Annotated in this window: 12 protein-coding genes; 11 read left to right on the top strand and 1 reads right to left on the bottom strand. The window is 65.4% G+C overall.

Going from position 1 to position 15,967, the window contains the following annotated elements; translation table 11 throughout:
- The first annotated feature begins 7 nt into the window (after positions 1–7).
- The 4 genes from A4C63_RS23265 to A4C63_RS23250 are packed head-to-tail and all read left to right on the top strand — an operon-like array spanning position 8 to position 3,310.
- Positions 8–1,324, top strand: a complete 1,317-nt coding sequence (locus tag A4C63_RS23265) for an MFS transporter (RefSeq protein WP_063914789.1) — start codon at positions 8–10, stop codon at positions 1,322–1,324.
- Positions 1,321–1,974 carry a DsbA family protein gene (locus A4C63_RS23260; RefSeq protein ID WP_063914788.1) on the top strand — a complete coding sequence of 218 codons (654 nt, stop codon included), beginning with the start codon at positions 1,321–1,323 and terminating at the stop codon, positions 1,972–1,974. The genes A4C63_RS23265 and A4C63_RS23260 overlap by 4 nt, the downstream gene beginning before the upstream one ends.
- Positions 1,971–2,297: a Rieske 2Fe-2S domain-containing protein gene (locus tag A4C63_RS23255; protein ID WP_063914787.1), complete on the top strand. Its 327-nt coding sequence runs from the start codon at positions 1,971–1,973 to the stop codon at positions 2,295–2,297. Before A4C63_RS23260 ends, A4C63_RS23255 begins: the two co-directional genes overlap by 4 nt.
- Positions 2,294–3,310 (top strand): YeiH family protein, encoded by a 1,017-nt coding sequence (locus A4C63_RS23250; protein ID WP_063914786.1) that lies wholly within the window; start codon positions 2,294–2,296, stop codon positions 3,308–3,310. Before A4C63_RS23255 ends, A4C63_RS23250 begins: the two co-directional genes overlap by 4 nt.
- Before the next feature lie 71 nt (positions 3,311–3,381).
- Here A4C63_RS23250 and A4C63_RS23245 read toward each other — a convergent pair whose 3' ends face one another.
- On the bottom strand, positions 3,382–4,410 hold the full coding sequence (locus A4C63_RS23245; RefSeq protein ID WP_063914785.1) for an AraC family transcriptional regulator: 1,029 nt from the start codon (positions 4,408–4,410) through the stop codon (positions 3,382–3,384).
- 207 nt (positions 4,411–4,617) lie between these two features.
- Here A4C63_RS23245 and A4C63_RS23240 point away from each other — a divergent pair, with 207 nt between their 5' ends.
- From A4C63_RS23240 to A4C63_RS23210, 7 genes are all read left to right on the top strand, one after another.
- Positions 4,618–5,196, top strand: coding sequence for an alpha/beta hydrolase (locus A4C63_RS23240; protein ID WP_063914784.1), 579 nt, complete (start codon positions 4,618–4,620; stop codon positions 5,194–5,196).
- Positions 5,197–5,270: 74 nt separating this feature from the next.
- Complete coding sequence (locus A4C63_RS23235; protein WP_063914783.1) at positions 5,271–7,226, top strand: DUF1302 domain-containing protein; 1,956 nt, start codon at positions 5,271–5,273, stop codon at positions 7,224–7,226.
- A gap of 38 nt (positions 7,227–7,264) precedes the next feature.
- Positions 7,265–8,623: a DUF1329 domain-containing protein gene (locus A4C63_RS23230; protein WP_063914782.1), complete on the top strand. Its 1,359-nt coding sequence runs from the start codon at positions 7,265–7,267 to the stop codon at positions 8,621–8,623.
- Positions 8,624–8,644: 21 nt separating this feature from the next.
- The gene (locus A4C63_RS23225) at positions 8,645–9,640 is read left to right on the top strand and encodes a YCF48-related protein (RefSeq protein WP_063914889.1); all 996 of its coding nucleotides are present in this window, start codon (positions 8,645–8,647) and stop codon (positions 9,638–9,640) included.
- A gap of 15 nt (positions 9,641–9,655) precedes the next feature.
- Positions 9,656–12,121: an RND family transporter gene (locus tag A4C63_RS23220; RefSeq protein ID WP_063914781.1), complete on the top strand. Its 2,466-nt coding sequence runs from the start codon at positions 9,656–9,658 to the stop codon at positions 12,119–12,121.
- Entirely contained in the window at positions 12,114–13,892 is a 1,779-nt protein-coding gene (locus A4C63_RS23215; RefSeq protein ID WP_063914780.1) for an acyl-CoA dehydrogenase C-terminal domain-containing protein, read from the top strand. Before A4C63_RS23220 ends, A4C63_RS23215 begins: the two co-directional genes overlap by 8 nt.
- Positions 13,893–13,903: 11 nt before the next feature.
- The gene (locus A4C63_RS23210) at positions 13,904–15,544 is read left to right on the top strand and encodes a fatty acid--CoA ligase (protein ID WP_063914888.1); all 1,641 of its coding nucleotides are present in this window, start codon (positions 13,904–13,906) and stop codon (positions 15,542–15,544) included.
- Positions 15,545–15,967: the final 423 nt, after the last annotated feature.

Here is a 15,967-nt window from a genome sequence, read left to right as displayed (position 1 = left end):
AGGCAACATGGCCACCTATCTCGCCAGTGCCGAACATTCCGGTACCGACACCGCCCCCAGCGTCCCCCGGCGCTATGCCTGGGTGGTCTTCGCCCTGACCTTTGGCCTGTTGATCTCTGACTACATGTCGCGCCAGGTGCTCAACGCGGTATTCCCGCTGCTCAAGGGCGAATGGGCATTGAGCGACAGCCAGCTCGGCCTGCTCAGCGGTATCGTCGCGCTGATGGTCGGTCTGCTGACCTTTCCGCTGTCGCTGCTGGCCGACCGCTTCGGCCGGGTGCGCAGCCTGGTGCTGATGGCGGTACTGTGGAGCCTGGCTACCCTCGGCTGCGCCCTGGCGGAAAACTACCCGCAGATGTTCATCGCACGGTTTCTGGTCGGGGTGGGCGAGGCAGCCTACGGCAGTGTCGGCATTGCAGTGGTGGTCGCCGTGTTCCCCCGCGACATGCGCTCGACCCTGGCCGGGGCGTTCATGGCCGGTGGCATGTTCGGCTCGGTGCTGGGCATGGCCCTGGGCGGTGTACTGGCCCAGCACCTGGGCTGGCGCTGGGCATTCGCCGGCATGGCGCTGTTCGGCCTGGTGCTGGCGATGCTGTACCCGCTGATCGTCAAGGAGGCGCGTATTGTGCCTCGGTGCGCGCAGCATTTGCAGGGCAAGGCCAGTCGCCCGCTGCGCACCCTGTACAGCAGCCGTTCGGTCATCGCGGCCTACGTCGGCAGTGGGCTGCAGCTGTTCGTCGGCGGCACCGTGATCGTGTGGGTGCCCAGCTACCTGAACCGCTATTACGCCATGGGCACCGACCGCGCCGGGGCAATTGCCGCGGTCATCGTGCTGTGCAGCGGCATCGGCATGATCCTCTGCGCCATGCTGTGCGACCGCCTCGGGCGGCAGCGCCCGGACCGCAAGATCAGCCTGGCAATTACCTACTGCCTGGGCAGTTGTGCGCTGCTGTCCATCGCTTTCGCTCTGCCAGCCGGCACCGCGCAACTGGTGCTTATCTGCCTGGGCATGATGATTGCCGCCGGCACCAACGGCCCGTCCAGTGCCATGGTCGCCAACCTCACCCACGCCTCGGTGCACGGCACCGCGTTCGCAACCCTGACCCTGGCCAACAACCTGTTGGGCCTGGCAACCGGACCGTTGATCACTGGGCGCGTTTCCGACCTGATCGGCCTGCATGCCGCCTTCCAGCTGGTGCCGCTGATGAGCATCGGCGCGGCGGCCGTGTTTTTCCTTGCCAAACGTCATTACCACCGCGACATGGAGCGTCTGCATGCACCGGCACAGAACGCTGCTGGCGTACCCCGGGAGTTGAAACCGTGAAACAGCTGTTGTCCGTCGAAGTGTTCTTCGATTTCGTCTGCCCGTGGTGCCTGATTGGCCAGCGGCACCTGCAGGCCGCCCTGTTGCTGTTGCAGCGCGAACAGCCGCAAGTGCAAGTACAACTGCAATGGCGAGGTGTGCAGTTGTTGCCTGGCTTGCCAGCTGGTGGCGTGCCGTTCCATGCCTTTTATCTGCAGCGCCTGGGCAGCGAGGAGGCGGTGCGCGAGCGCCAAGCCCAGGTGCGCGCCGCTGCTCGCGTGGTCGGTGAGGACATCGACTTCACGCGTATTCGCCGCATGCCCAACACCGCCAATGCCCATCGGCTGCTGCAACGGGCCACCCGGCTGCTCGATGCATCGCAACTGGAAAACCTGCTGGCACAGCTGTTCATCGCCTATTTCCACCAGGGCCGCGACCTGGGGGATAGCCGCACATTGCTCGACATCGCCCAGTGTTGTGGGCTGGAGGCCGTACAGGTTGCCGACTGCCTGCGTGACGACGGCAGCCCGTTCCTCGATGGGGCAGGGCGCGCAGGCAGTGCCGTGCCGCGTTTCCGCTTCAATCAGGGGCCGCTCATCGCTGGCGCGCAGCCTGCCGAGGTGCTGTTTGCGGCCATGACCGAAGCGCTGCAAGAGGTTGAACGGGTATGACCCGGCGTATTGCACTGGCCCCCCATCAGGTGCCGGAACGTAACGGCCGCGTGCTGCTGGCCTGCGAAGGGCGCAGCGTGGCGTTGTTCAACGTGGCCGATTCGCTCTATGCCATCGAAGACAGCTGCCCGCACCAGGGCGCGTCGTTGTGCGGCGGGCGGCTGGAGGGCCGTGTCATCCAGTGCTGCGCGCATGGACTGCGCTTTGACCTGGCCAGCGGCTACCTGGTCAATTCCAGGGCTTTGAAGGTTGCCAGCTACCCGGTCGAGCAGCAGGGTGGGCAGGTCTACATCGTGTTTGACAGTGAGGAAGCGGGGCAATGAATACACTGGCACTGAGCGCTACCCATCAGCGTATCCGCACCCTTGCCCCGGGGGTGGTGGTCAGTCTTGTCGTCGGCGCGGCCGCCAGTTTCCTCAGCGAGCATTACGCGGCGCCGGTCATGCTGTTTGCCCTGCTGCTGGGGATGGCGCTGAACTTTCTCGCGGTCGACGGCCCCTGCAAGGCCGGTATCGAATTTACCGCCCGCACGGTACTGCGCCTGGGTGTGGCGCTGCTCGGCATGCGTATCACGCTTGACCAGATCGCCAGCCTGGGCTGGAAACCCGTGGTCCTGGTCATCACCCTGGTGGTGGTGACGATCCTGGTCTCGGTGGTGGTGGCCAAGGTGCTGGGTTTTTCACGGCTGTTCGGCATGCTCACCGGCGGTGCCACGGCCATTTGCGGTGCCTCGGCGGCGCTGGCACTGGCAGCGGCCTTGCCCCAGCACCCGCGCAAAGAGCATGCAACGCTGTTCACCGTGATCGGCGTGTCGGCGCTGTCGACCCTGGCGATGATCCTCTATCCGATGATCGCCCAGTGGTTGCACCTGTCACCCGCGCAGGCCGGGGTCTTCCTCGGTGCGACCATCCACGACGTGGCGCAGGTGGTGGGGGCCGGCTACAGCATGTCCACCGAGACCGGTGACATCGCCACGGTGGTCAAGCTGATGCGGGTGGCCATGCTGTTGCCGGTCATTGTCTGCGCGGCCATGATCACCCGGCGCCAGGGCCTTGAGGCCGGTGGCCAGCGGCCGCCCTTGCTGCCATGGTTCGCGGTCGGCTTCCTGCTGCTGGCCTGCGCCAACAGCACAGGCTGGGTGCCCGCCGCTGTGCAGGGCGGTATCAACGACCTGTCGCGTGGCTGCCTGGTGGTGGCGATCAGTGCCCTGGGCATGAAAACCCAACTCAAGGCGCTGGCTTCGGTCGGGGTAAAACCCATTGCGCTGATGGTGGGGGAGAGCGTGTTTCTGGTGCTTTTGGTGCTGGCGTTGATGCGTTGGGTGGGTACGGCTTGAGATGTGTGGCGCCTGTGAGATCGAGCGCCGCCCGCGCGGCGCTCGATCTCAAAATCACCAAAAATATCAGCTCAGGCGGCTGGTGGCCCTGACACAATCTGTCCATCCCGCTGGGCCCGCCAACTGGCCGGCGGCATGCCGAACTGGGCGATGAACCAGCGGGTGAACGAGCTGGGCATCGAATAACCCAGCATGTCGGCGATACGCCCCAGCGAATAGCCGGGGTTTTCCAGGTAGCGCATCACCAGGTCACGGCGCACGCTGTTGATCAGGTCCTTGAAGGTCAACCCGCTTTCTTCCAGGCGTCGCTGCAGGGTGCGCACGTTCATGCCCTGGGTCTGTGCCACCTGCTCGATGGTGGCGCGGCCCATGGGCAGCAGCAGGTAGATGGTCTTGCGTAGCTCCAGCTCCAGCGACGGCGTGCCGCCCGCCGGCAGGCTGTCCAGGTAGCGCTGCGCCAGGCGCGCCATGGCATCGTTGGCCTGCGGGCTGGCGCTGTCGAGATCGGCGGCCGGGCAGACGATGCCGTTGAACTCGCTGCCGAACACCAGCGTGCAGCCGAAAATGCGCCGGTGGGTGGCCAGGTCGGCAGGCGCCGCGTGGGTGAAGTTGGCACTGACCGGGTGCCAGTGGGCACCTAGCAGTGCCGCGCACAGGCGCATCATCACGCCAATGGCAAGCTCGGTGGCCTGGCGACTGCAGGGCGCGCGTTCGTTGACCACCTCTTCGCGAATGACCACGGTCTTGCCGGCTTCCTCGATATGGATGGCCAGGGCGTCGTTGAGCAGGTGGCGGTACTGCACGATCACCTGCAGCGCATCACGCAGGGTGCGTTGGTGGCTGAGCAGCAGGCTGATTTCGCCGAAGTCCGACAGTTGCCGCAACTCGGCCATGCGCAGGCCGAAGCTTTCGCAGCGGGTGGCGCTGGCGGAGGCCTCCAGCAAGGTGATGACGCTGGCAACCGGGATGCGCCGGTTGGGGTCATCGAGCAACGCGGCGCTCAGGCCAACCTGTGCCAACAGCGCATGGGGATTGAGGCCCAGGTGGCGGGACACCTCAAGGTAATTGGTCAAACTGGCGGCACGGACTAGGGCAGGCATCTTTTGTTGTTTTCCATGCGGTTTCTTGTTGTTGGGTATGCCGACATGCGTTTTGTGTCTTATAGCCTGCGTGTCATGAATTGAAAAGCAAAGCCCTGCCTGGGCTATTGTCATCAAATGAAAAGCCCCTGACGCCCAATGTGAAGCACCCGGTGGGTGGGCTGTTTACTGTGAACCTCAAGAGCTACACCGCACACGAGGTTCACCGTGGAAAAACTGCAAACCACTGCCACCGTGCTGATCGTCCCCGGCCTGCGCGACCATGTCGCCGAGCACTGGCAGACCCTGCTCGCAGGCCGCCTGGCCAAGGTGCGCAGCGTACCGCCGCTGCAGGTCGATGGCCTGTGCTGCGAGGCCCGGGTCGAGGCGATCCAGCGCGAGCTGGACCAGATCGAGGGTGAAGTGATTCTGGTGGCGCACAGCGCTGGCGTGCTGATGGTCGCCCACTGGGCGGCGCGCTACCGGCGGCCGATCAAGGGTGCATTGCTGGCGGCTCCGCCCGACCTGAACGCGCAATGGCCGGCCCACTACCCAAGCCCGGCCAGCCTGGCCGAACACGGCTGGTCGCCATTACCCCATCAGCCGCTGCCGTTCCCCAGCATTGTCGCGGCCAGCAGCAATGATCACCTGGCCAGCTTTAGCGCGGCCAGCGCCCTGGCCCACGGCTGGGGTAGCGAACTGGTCGCACTGGGGGCCGTCGGCCACCTTAACCCGGCCTCCGGCTTCGGTCCCTGGCCGCAGGCCGAGGCCTTCATCCAGCGACTGGACCAGCCCAACCTGCAATAGCGCATGGACGCCCCAGCCACGCTCGCAAAAGACGGGCGGCGCAAAAAACAATAACAACACGTGGAGCCATCGTAATGCCAGAACACCGCATTCACCGTGCTGTGAAACCACAGCGCTGCCTGCTCGCCTGCGCCATCGGCCTGCTCACGCTGCCCGCTGCCCAGGCGTTCGAAGTCGATACCGGCAATGAAAACTGGGCCGTGCGCTTCGACAATACCGTCAAGTACAACTATGGCGTGCGCACCGAAAGCGCCGACAAGCGCATGCTGGGCACGCCCAACAGCAACGACGGTGACTACAACTTCCGCAAGGCCGGCACCAACATCACCAACCGGGTCGACCTGCTGACCGAACTGGACGTGGTCTACCAGGGCAACACCGGGTTCCGCGTCAGCACCGCCAGCTGGTACGACAAGGCCTATGACAACACCGGTTCCAATAGCAACCCGTTCGTCAACGGCAACGGCGACCAGTCCGGCATCAACCCCAGCCTCAATGGCTTGCCCGGCACCGGTGTGCCGCTGGGCAGCCCGCACCTGAGCAACTACGCCCAGCGTTACTACAGCGGCCCGTCCGGTGAAGTGCTGGATGCCTTCGTGTTCTTCAGCCGTGAAGTCGGCGAGGCCTCGCAGGTCAGCGCCAAGCTGGGCCAGCACAACCTGTTCTGGGGTGAGACCCTGCTCAACCCGGTGCATTCGCTGAGCTACGGCCAGTCCGGCCTCGATCTGGCCAAGCTGGCCGCCTCGCCGGGCACCGAGGCCAAGGAGCTGTTTGTTCCGCGCAACCAGCTGTCGACCTCGTTCCTGGTCAACTCCGAACTGACCCTGGGCGCCCAGTACTTCTTCGACTGGGACGCAGCCCGCCTGCCCGAAGCCGGTACCTACTATGGCGGCTCGGACGTGGTAGGCGAGGGCGCCCAAAGCTTCCTGCTCGGCCACACCGGCACCCCGGGGCTGATCCCGGTGCGCGGCGCGCTGACCACCATCCGCCGTGGCCATGACCTGAAACCGGGCAAGAGCGGCGACTGGGGCATCATGGCCAAGTGGTCGCCCGAGTGGCTGGGCGGCACTCTCGGCTTCTACTACCGCAAGACCTCCGAAATCCTCCCGCAGGCCTGGCTCGACGCACGTGGCATGACCGTCGCCAACGGCCCGTTCGGCAACCCGCCGGGCAGCCGCCAGGGCGCGGTCGGCAACCTGTACAACTCGCTGCAAAGCACTACTTACCAGTTCGCCTACGCCGACGACATCGACATCTACGGCCTGAGCCTGTCCAAGGATGTGGGCGGCATCAGTGTCGGCAGCGACCTGAATATCCGCCACAACATGCCGCTGGCGAGCATCCCGGCAATCGTCAGCGCCCCCGGCCAGGGTGGCCTGGGCGGCGGCTTCGGCCTGCTGCCGGCACGCCTGCCCAGCAGCGGGGTGGTCTACGACCTGCCCAAGGATGGCGACAGCCTGAGCGCCACCGGTGACACCCTGCACTGGACCTTGAACGGCCTGATGACCATTGGTGACACGCCGCTGTTCGATTCGGCAACCCTGCTTGGCGAACTGTTCTACAGCAACCTGCTCAAGCTCGATAGCCACAACGAGGCCTTGTACAAGGGCAAGAGCAGCTACCGCGGCATCGACAAGGCTACCCGCGACAACTGGGGCATCGCCGTCAATTTTACCCCTACCTGGTACCAGGTGCTGCCGGGCATGGACCTGAGCATGCCGCTGTCGGTCAACGTTGGTCTGGACGGCGTGTCGCCGGTGCAGGGCGGTGGCGCCGAGAACACCGGCAACTATGCGGTAGGCGTGAGCGCCGCGATCTACAACCAGTACTTCGTCGACCTCAAGTACGTAGACAGTTTCGGTGAGACCAAAGCCTGCAAGGACGGCCAGACCGACGGCAGCACCCCCAACGCCCTGGACGGCGAACAGGATTACACCTGCTACGGCGGCGGCTACGCCTCCTTCTCCGGCGGTGGTGCCACCACCGAGGACCGTGGCGCCCTGTACCTGACCGTCAAGACGACCTTCTGAGTCGTGTTTCCTACAGCCTACACAGGAAGACAACCATCATGAATTTCGTACGTACCCTGCTGGCCTCGTGCCTTTCACTGGCCGCCCTGAACGCTGCCCAGGCCGCCGTCTCCAATGACCAGGCCGCACGCCTGGGCACCAGCCTCACCGCCATTGGCGCGGAAAAGGCCGGCAACGCCGATGGCTCGATCCCGGCCTACCAGGGCGGCCTGCTGACACCGCCGGCCAGCTACCAGAGCGGCGCCAGCATGCGCCCCGACCCGTTCGCCAGCGACAAGCCGCTGCTGGTCATCGATGGCAAGAACGCCGAGCAGTACAAGGGCCAGCTGACCGCTACCACCCTGGAACTGCTCAAGCGCTACCCTAGCTACCGCGTCGATGTGTACCCGACCCACCGCAGCGTGGCGCTGCCGCAAGCGGTACTCGACAACACCCGCAAGAACGCCACTGGCGCCAACAGCAAGGAGGGTGGCACCGCGGTAGACAACGTGCTGCCCGGCATACCGTTCCCGATCCCGCAGAACGGCGCCGAGGCCATGTGGAACTTCCTGCTGCGCTACCAGGGCGTGAGCATGACTGCCAAGTACGACTCGTGGAACGTCGACGCCGCCGGCAAGCCATCGCTGTCGACTACCGGCCAGGCCAATATCAGCTACCCGATCTACGAAGACATGGCCAAGCCGATCGGCGCCAAGGACACCTACTACCAGATGAAACTGGTGTACACCGGGCCCGCACGCCGTGCCGGCGAAGCGATGATGCTTCGCGATGCTGCCAACCCGCTGGTGCAGCCACGCAGCGCCTGGCAGTACCTGCCGGGCCAGCGCCGGGTCAAGCTGGCACCGAACCTGGCCTACGACACGCCCAACCCGGGTACCTCGGGTTCGGGTACCTACGATGACGTGTTCGTCTTCAACGGTGCGCTGGACCGCTACGACTGGACCCTGGTCGGCAAGCAGGAAATGTACGTGCCGTACAACACCTACCAACTGACCTACAACACCGACGTCAAGCAGGTGATCACCCCCAACCACCTGGCGCCACAGTTCGTACGCTGGGAGAAACACCGGGTGTGGGTGGTGGAAGGCAAGCTCAAGGACGGTGCACGCCATATCTACCACAAGCGCCGCTTCTACCTCGACGAAGACAGCTGGATCGCCCTGGCCTCGGACCAGTACGACGCCCGTGGCCAGCTGTACCGCGGCTCGTTCGCCTTCCTCACCCAGAGCTACGACAAACAGACCCCGGACGCCACGCCGTTCATGATCTACGACCTGATCGGCGGCACCTACAACCTCAATGGTGTAGTCGGAGCCTACGGCGGCATCCGCTACATCGACCCGCTGTCGAAAACCCAGTGGTCGCCCGAGTCGCTGGCCGGCAACGGCATCCGCTGAACGCACGGAGCATAGATGGCAATGTCTGTCTTCAAACGATGCAGCGTGGTCGTTCTGGCCTTGGCCGCGCTGCAGGGCGCGGCCCAGGCGGCGCCCTTCACCGATGTGCTGGACCTGCCCGCCATGCCCAGCGCCCTGGTCGCCAGCAGCGCCTTGCGCGATGTAACCCAAGCCGGGCAGCGCCTGGTTGCGGTGGGCCCGCGTGGGCACATTGTGTATTCCGATGACCACGGCGCGCACTGGCAGCAAGCCCAGGTGCCGGTCAGCGCCGACCTCAATGCCGTGAGCTTCGCCACGCCCGAACTGGGCTGGGCGGTGGGCCACGATGGCGTGGTGCTGCACAGCCGCGATGGCGGCGTGCACTGGCAGAAGCAGCTGGATGGCCGGGCGCTGGCCGAACAACTGCCGGGCACGGGTAGCGACAATGCCTTGCTCGACGTGTGGTTCAGCGATGCCCGCAATGGCTATGCGGTCGGTGTGTTCAACCTGCTGTTGCACACCGTTGACGGCGGCGAGCACTGGCAGCCCTGGCTCGACCACAGCGATAACCCGCAAGGCCTGCACCTGACCAGCCTGGCCGCGGTGGGGGACGAACTGTACATCACCGGTGAGCAAGGCCTGCTGCTGAAGCAGGACGGCGAGCGTTTCAGCCGTGTCGAAACACCCTACGCCGGCACACTGTTCGGGGCTGTCGGCAAGCCCGGCGTACTGCTGGTGTACGGCCTGCGCGGGCATGCCTACCGCAGCACCGACGGCGGCCGGCAATGGCAAGCGGTCAGCACCGGTGTGAACACCAGCCTTACCGCCGCCGGCGTCGACCGTGACGGCCAGCTGTGGCTGGCCAGCCAGGCCGGCGACCTGTTGCTCAGCCAGGATGATGGCGCCAGCTTCAGCCCGGTGCCGCAAAGCGCCCCTGGCCCGGTGACCGCGCTTGCCACCGATACCGGCAACGGCCTGGTACTGGTCGGCGAGCGGGGCGTGCGCAACCAGGCCGGTAACCCCACGCTGCACCCATAACAAGAGAAGACCCTGATGGCCGCTACCCGCCAAGAAACCCTGCCGGTAATCCGCAATCTCGACGATTTCGACCCACGTTCGGGCAACCGCCTGGAGCGCCTGGTGTTCAACCATCGCCTGCCGTTCCTGCTTTGCATGCTGCTGGCGACCCTGGTACTGGGCTACATGGCGTTGACCCGCCTGGAGCTACGCCCCAGTTTCGACAAGATGCTGCCGCAGAGCCATCCCTACATCCAGAACTACCTGGAAAACCGCCCATCGCTGCGTGGCCTGGGCAACGCGGTGCGGGTGGTGGTGGAGAACACCCAGGGCGACATCTACGACCCGGGCTACCTGCAGACCCTGCGCCACATCAACGACGAACTGTTCCTCAGCCAAGGTGTGGACCGGGCCTGGGTGAAGTCGCTGTGGAGCCCGGCGGTGCGCTGGACCGAGGTGACCGAGGAGGGCTTCCAGGGCGGCCCGGTGATGCCCGACGGCTATCAGGGCGCGGCGGGTGACATCGAGCAACTACGGCAGAACATCGAGCGCGCGAACATCGTCGGTAGCCTGGTGGCGCGCGACTTCAAGTCGAGCATGCTGATCGTGCCGCTGCTGGACCAGGACTCGGCCACTGGCAAAGGCCTCGACTACCACGCCTTCTCGCAAAAACTCGAACAACTGCGCAGCCAGTACCAGGCCAGCGGCCAGTACCGCATCCATGTCATCGGCTTTGCCAAGCTGATGGGTGACCTGATCGACGGGCTGATCCAGGTGATGGCGTTCTTCGCCCTGGCGGTGTTGACCAGCCTGCTGATCATCTACTGCTATACCCGTTGCGTGCGCAGCACCTTGCTGGTGGTGCTGTGTTCGCTGACTGCGGTGGTGTGGCAACTGGGCATCGTCGCCTGGCTGGGCTACGCCATCGACCCGTATTCGATCCTGGTGCCGTTCCTGATCTTCGCCATTGGCGTATCCCACGCGGCGCAGAAGATGAACGGCATCCTCCAGGACATCGGCCGTGGCACCCACCGCCAGGTGGCGGCGCGCTATACCTTCCGCCGCCTGTTCGTGGCCGGGGTGACCGCGTTGCTGGCCGATGCGGTGGGTTTTGCCGTGTTGATGCTGATCGACATCCCGGTGATCCAGGACCTGGCGATCACCGCCAGCATCGGCGTGGCGGTGCTGATCTTCACCTCGCTGCTGCTGATGCCGGTGGCGCTGTCTTATGCAGGTGTTGGCCGCAAGGCTGCCGAGCGGGCCCTGGAAATTGATGCTCGTTGGGGCTGCAACGCAGCCCCAATCAATCCATGGGGCCTGCTCCACCGCTTCACCGAACGCAAATGGGCCAGCGCCGCACTGCTGGTGGCCCTGGCCCTGGGCGCCCTTGGCATCTGGGGCAGCCTGCAGCTGAAAATCGGCGACCTCGACAGCGGTGCCCCCGAGCTGCGCGCCGACTCCCGCTACAACCTCGACAACGCCTACATCACCCAGCACTACGCGCTGTCCAGCGATACCTTCGCGGTCATGGTCAAGACCGCTCCGGAAGGCTGCCTGCAATACCAGACGCTGGTCCTTGCCGACCGCCTGGCCTGGCAGCTGCAGCAATTGCCGGGTGTGCAGACCACCGTGTCGCTGGCCAACGCAGTGCGCCAGATCACCGCAGGCACCTACGAAGGCAACCCGCGCCTGAACAGCCTGCAGCGCAATCAGGACGTGCTCAACTACGCCGCCCAGCAGGCCTCGGTCAACGCCCCGGAGCTGTTCAACAACGACTGCTCGCTGATGCCGGTAATCGCCTACCTCAAGGACCATCGCGCCGACACCCTGGCCCAGGTGGCCGCCGTGGCCGAGCGTTTTGCCCAGGTCAACAGCAGCACCAAACAGCAGTTCCTGCTGGCCGCCGGCAGCGCTGGCATCGAGGCCGCCACCAACGTGGTCGTCCGCGAGGCCAACCACCGCATGCTGTTGCTGGTGTACCTGGCGGTCACGCTGTTCTGCCTGTTCACCTTCCGCAGTTGGCGCGCCACGTTGGTGGCGATCCTGCCGCTGATGCTCACCTCGGTGCTGTGCGAGGCGCTGATGGTGGTCATGGGCATTGGCGTCAAGGTTGCCACCTTGCCAGTGATCGCCCTGGGCGTGGGCATAGGCGTGGACTACGCGCTGTACCTGCTCAGCGTGCAGCTGCACTACCAGCGCGCCGGGCTGAGCCTGGCCCAGGCCTACCAGAAAGCCGTGGCCTTCACCGGCCGGGTGGTGGGGCTGGTCGGCATTACCCTGGCGGCCGGCGTGGTCGGCTGGGCCTGGTCGCCGATCAAGTTCCAGGCCGACATGGGCCTGCTGCTGACCTTCATGTTCCTGTGGAACATGCTCGGCGCGCTGGTGCTGATTCCTGCGTTGTCGCATTTCCTCCTGCGTGGCCAGGCCGCCCCGGCGCCTGCCGAGGCCCAGGCCACGCCGCTTCCGCAAACCCAAGAAACCGAGTGCTCGCCTCATGTCTGATTACCGTGCACCACTGCGCGACATGGATTTTCTGTTCAACGAAGTGTTCGACATCCCGGCCTGGTGGGCGCAAACGCCCGCCCTGGCCGAGCAGGTCGATGGCGACACTGCCCGGGCCGTGCTGGAACAGGCCGGCAGGCTGATTGCCGAGGTGGTGGCGCCGCTCAACCGCAGTGGCGACGAGCAGGGCTGCCGCTGGGAGGCCGGCCAGGTGCGTACCCCTGACGGCTTCGCTGACGCCTACCGGGCATTCGCCGCGGATGGCTGGGTGGGCGTGGCCGGCGCCCCTGAGTACGGGGGCATGGGCATGCCGAAAGTGATCGGCGCCCAGCTCGAAGAAATGCTCAATGCCGCCAATCTGTCGTTCGGCCTGTACCCGATGCTGACCGCCGGGGCTTGCCTGGCGCTGCTCAACCATGCCAGCGAGCCGTTGAAGGCGCTGTACCTGCCGCCCATGTACCAAGGGCGCTGGACCGGTTCGATGTGCCTGACCGAGCCGCATGCTGGCACCGACCTGGGCCTGATTCGCACCCGCGCCGAGCCGGTTGCCGATGGCCGTTATCGCATCAGCGGGACCAAGATCTTCATCACTGGCGGTGAGCAGGACCTGACCGAGAACATCATCCACCTGGTGCTGGCGCGGCTGCCGGATGCGCCCGCCGGGCCCAAGGGCATCTCGCTGTTCCTGGTGCCCAAGGTGCTGGTTGACGCCGACGGCGCGCTGGGTGAGGCCAATGCGGTGAGTTGCGGTTCGATCGAGCACAAGATGGGTATCAAGGCCTCGGCCACCTGCGTGATGAACTTCGACGGTGCAATCGGCTACCTGGTGGGCGAGCCGAACAAAGGCCTCAACGCGATGTTCACCATGATGAACTACGAGCGCCTGGGCGTAGGTATCCAGGGCCTGGCCCTGGGCGAACGCTCCTATCAGGGCGCCATCGCCTATGCCCGTGATCGCCAGCAGGGTCGTGCACCGAACGGCGCCGAAGCACCGGAGCAAAGCGCTGACCCGATCATCGTCCACCCGGACGTGCGGCGCATGCTGCTGACCATGAAAGCGCTGAACGAAGGCGGGCGGGCCTTTTCCACCTATGTGGCGCAGCAGCTGGACCTGGCCAGATACAGCGAGGCCCCGGTCGCGCGCGCGCAGGCCGAGGCCAGGGTGGCGTTGCTCACGCCGGTGGCCAAGGCCTTTCTGACCGACATGGGGCTGGAGACCACCGTGCACGGCCAGCAGGTGCTGGGCGGTCATGGCTATATCCGTGAGTGGGGCCAGGAGCAGCTGATCCGCGACTGCCGCATCACCCAGATCTACGAAGGCACCAATGGTATCCAGGCCCTCGACCTGGTGGGGCGCAAGCTGTTTGCCGATGGCGGCCAGGCCTATCGCAGCGTGTCCGACGAAATCAGCGCCTTTGTCGAAGCGCTGCCCGCGGCGTGCACCGAGTTCGGCGCGCCGCTGCTGGCTGCCGTGCGCAACCTCGACGATCTGAGCGCCTGGTTGCTCGACCGGGCCCAGGGTAACCCGCGCGAGCTTGGCGCGGCGGCGGTGGAGTATCTGCAGGTATTTGGCTACACCTTCTACGCCTACCTGTGGGCACGCATGGCCGTGGCATGCCAACAACATACGGCCCCCGAGCCGTTCCACCTGAGCAAGCTGGGCACCGCGCGTTTCTACTTTGCCCGCTTGCTGCCACGCATTCATTCGCTTAGCGCCAGCGTCAGGGCCGGTAGCGATAGCCTGTATCTGCTCGAGGCCGGGCAACTATGAAGGCCGCCGACATGATCACCACGCGCGTCATGCCCGCGGCCGAGCAGGCCTACGCCTATCCGCTGCTGATCAAGCGCCTGCTGCTGTCGGGCGTGCGCTACCAGCCCAATCAGGAAATCGTCTACGCCGACAAGCTGCGCTACACCTACACCATGTTGCTCGAACGCATCCAGCGGCTCGCCAATGTGCTGACTGCCGCCGGGGTCAAGCCTGGCGACACCGTGGCCTTGCTCGACTGGGACAGCCACCGGGCGCTGGAGTGCTTCTTTGCCGTGCCGATGCTGGGTGCGGTGCTGCACACGGTGAACGTACGGCTGTCCACCGAGCAGGTGCGCTACACCATGAACCATGCCGAGGATCGCCTGGTGCTGGTGCATGACGACTTCCTGCCATTGATGGCGCAGTTACGCGAGCACTTGCCGACGGTCGAGGGCTTCATCCGCCTTGGTGACGGCGGCCCCGTGATGCAGGGCGTGCCGTTGCTGGGCGAGTACGAAGCGTTGCTGGCGGCTGCCGAGCCGCAGTTCGACTTCGCCGATTTCGACGAGCACTCTCTGGCCACGCTGTTCTACACCAGCGGTACCACCGGCAACCCCAAGGGCGTGTACTTCAGCCACCGGCAACTGGTGCTGCATACCCTGGTCGAGCAGGGCACCCTGGCTGCCTGTGGGGAGGTGCCGCTGCTGCGCAGCGGCGACGTCTACATGCCCATCACGCCGATGTTCCACGTGCATGCCTGGGGCGTGCCCTATGTGGCTACGGCGTTGGGCATCAAGCAGGTCTACCCCGGGCGCTACGAGCCCAACCGCCTGGTGCGCCTGTACCGCGACGAGGGCGTGACGTTTTCCCACTGCGTGCCCACGGTGCTGCAGATGATGCTCGACAGCGAGGAAGGGCGCCGCGCCAATCTGACCGGCTGGAAGATGCTGCTGGGCGGCAGCGCCCTGACCCTGGGCCTGGCGCAACGCGCCAGCGAGCGCGGCATCAGTGTGCATTGTGGCTACGGCATGTCGGAAAGCTGCCCGCTGCTCAGCATCACCCACCTGAGCGCCGACCTGCTGGCACTGCCCATGGCGCAACAGTTGCCGCTGCGGATCGATGCCGGTGTACCGATTGCCCTTGTGGACCTGCGCATCGTCGACGCTGAAGGCAATGATGTGCCCCGCGATGGTGAAAGCCTGGGTGAAATCGTGGTGCGTGCGCCATGGCTGACCCAGGGCTACCTGCACGAACCGGAGCAGGGCGCCGCGTTGTGGCTGGGGGGCTGGATGCACACCGGTGACCTGGCCTGCATTGACCCGGCGGGTGTGGTGCGTATTCGTGACCGGATCAAGGATGTGATCAAGACCGGTGGCGAGTGGGTCAGCTCGGTGGCACTGGAAAACCTGATCAGCCAGCATCCGGCCGTCGCGTCGGTGGCAGTGATCGGCATTCCGGACCCGCAGTGGGGTGAACAACCGTTGGCCTTGGTGGTCCGTTGTGACGGCATGCAGTTCGACCAGGCGGCATTGGCCGGGCACCTGCAGCCGTTTGTCGACAGCGGGCACCTGAACAAATGGGCGATACCGCGGCAGCTGCGTTGCGTGGACGAGATCCCCAAGACCAGTGTTGGCAAGATCGACAAGAAGCGGATCCGGCAGGCATTTCTCTGAACGCTGACAGGACTGGCTGATGGGCACCTGTGGGAGCCGGCATGCTCGCGGAGCAGGCGACGCGGTGGATGGCACCGGCTGCGCCGGTGTTCACGGCTAAACCCGCTCCCACAGATATGGCGCATTCCTTCAGCTGGTGGGAGCCCTGTGGGAGCGGGCATGCCCGCGAAGCAGGCGACGCAGTGGATGGCACCGGCTGCGCCGGTGTTCGCGGGCGCGCCCGCTCCCACAGGTATGGCGCATTGCTTCAGCTGGTGGGGGCCCTGTGGGAGCGGGCATGCCCGCGAAGCAGGCGACGCGGTGGATGGCACCGGCTACGCCGGTGTTCGCGGGCGCGCCCGCTGCCACATTGCTTGAGCAAGAAAGCGGATGCAGGCGGGGCTGTGGATGCGTACAGTAGGTTGATCGCAACCTGGCAGGAAC

Origin of the sequence: Pseudomonas sp. p21, from assembly GCF_001642705.1 — a bacterium.
In the GTDB taxonomy this organism is placed as follows: Bacteria; Pseudomonadota; Gammaproteobacteria; order Pseudomonadales; family Pseudomonadaceae; genus Aquipseudomonas.
This window is presented reverse-complemented; position numbering and strand designations above follow the sequence as displayed.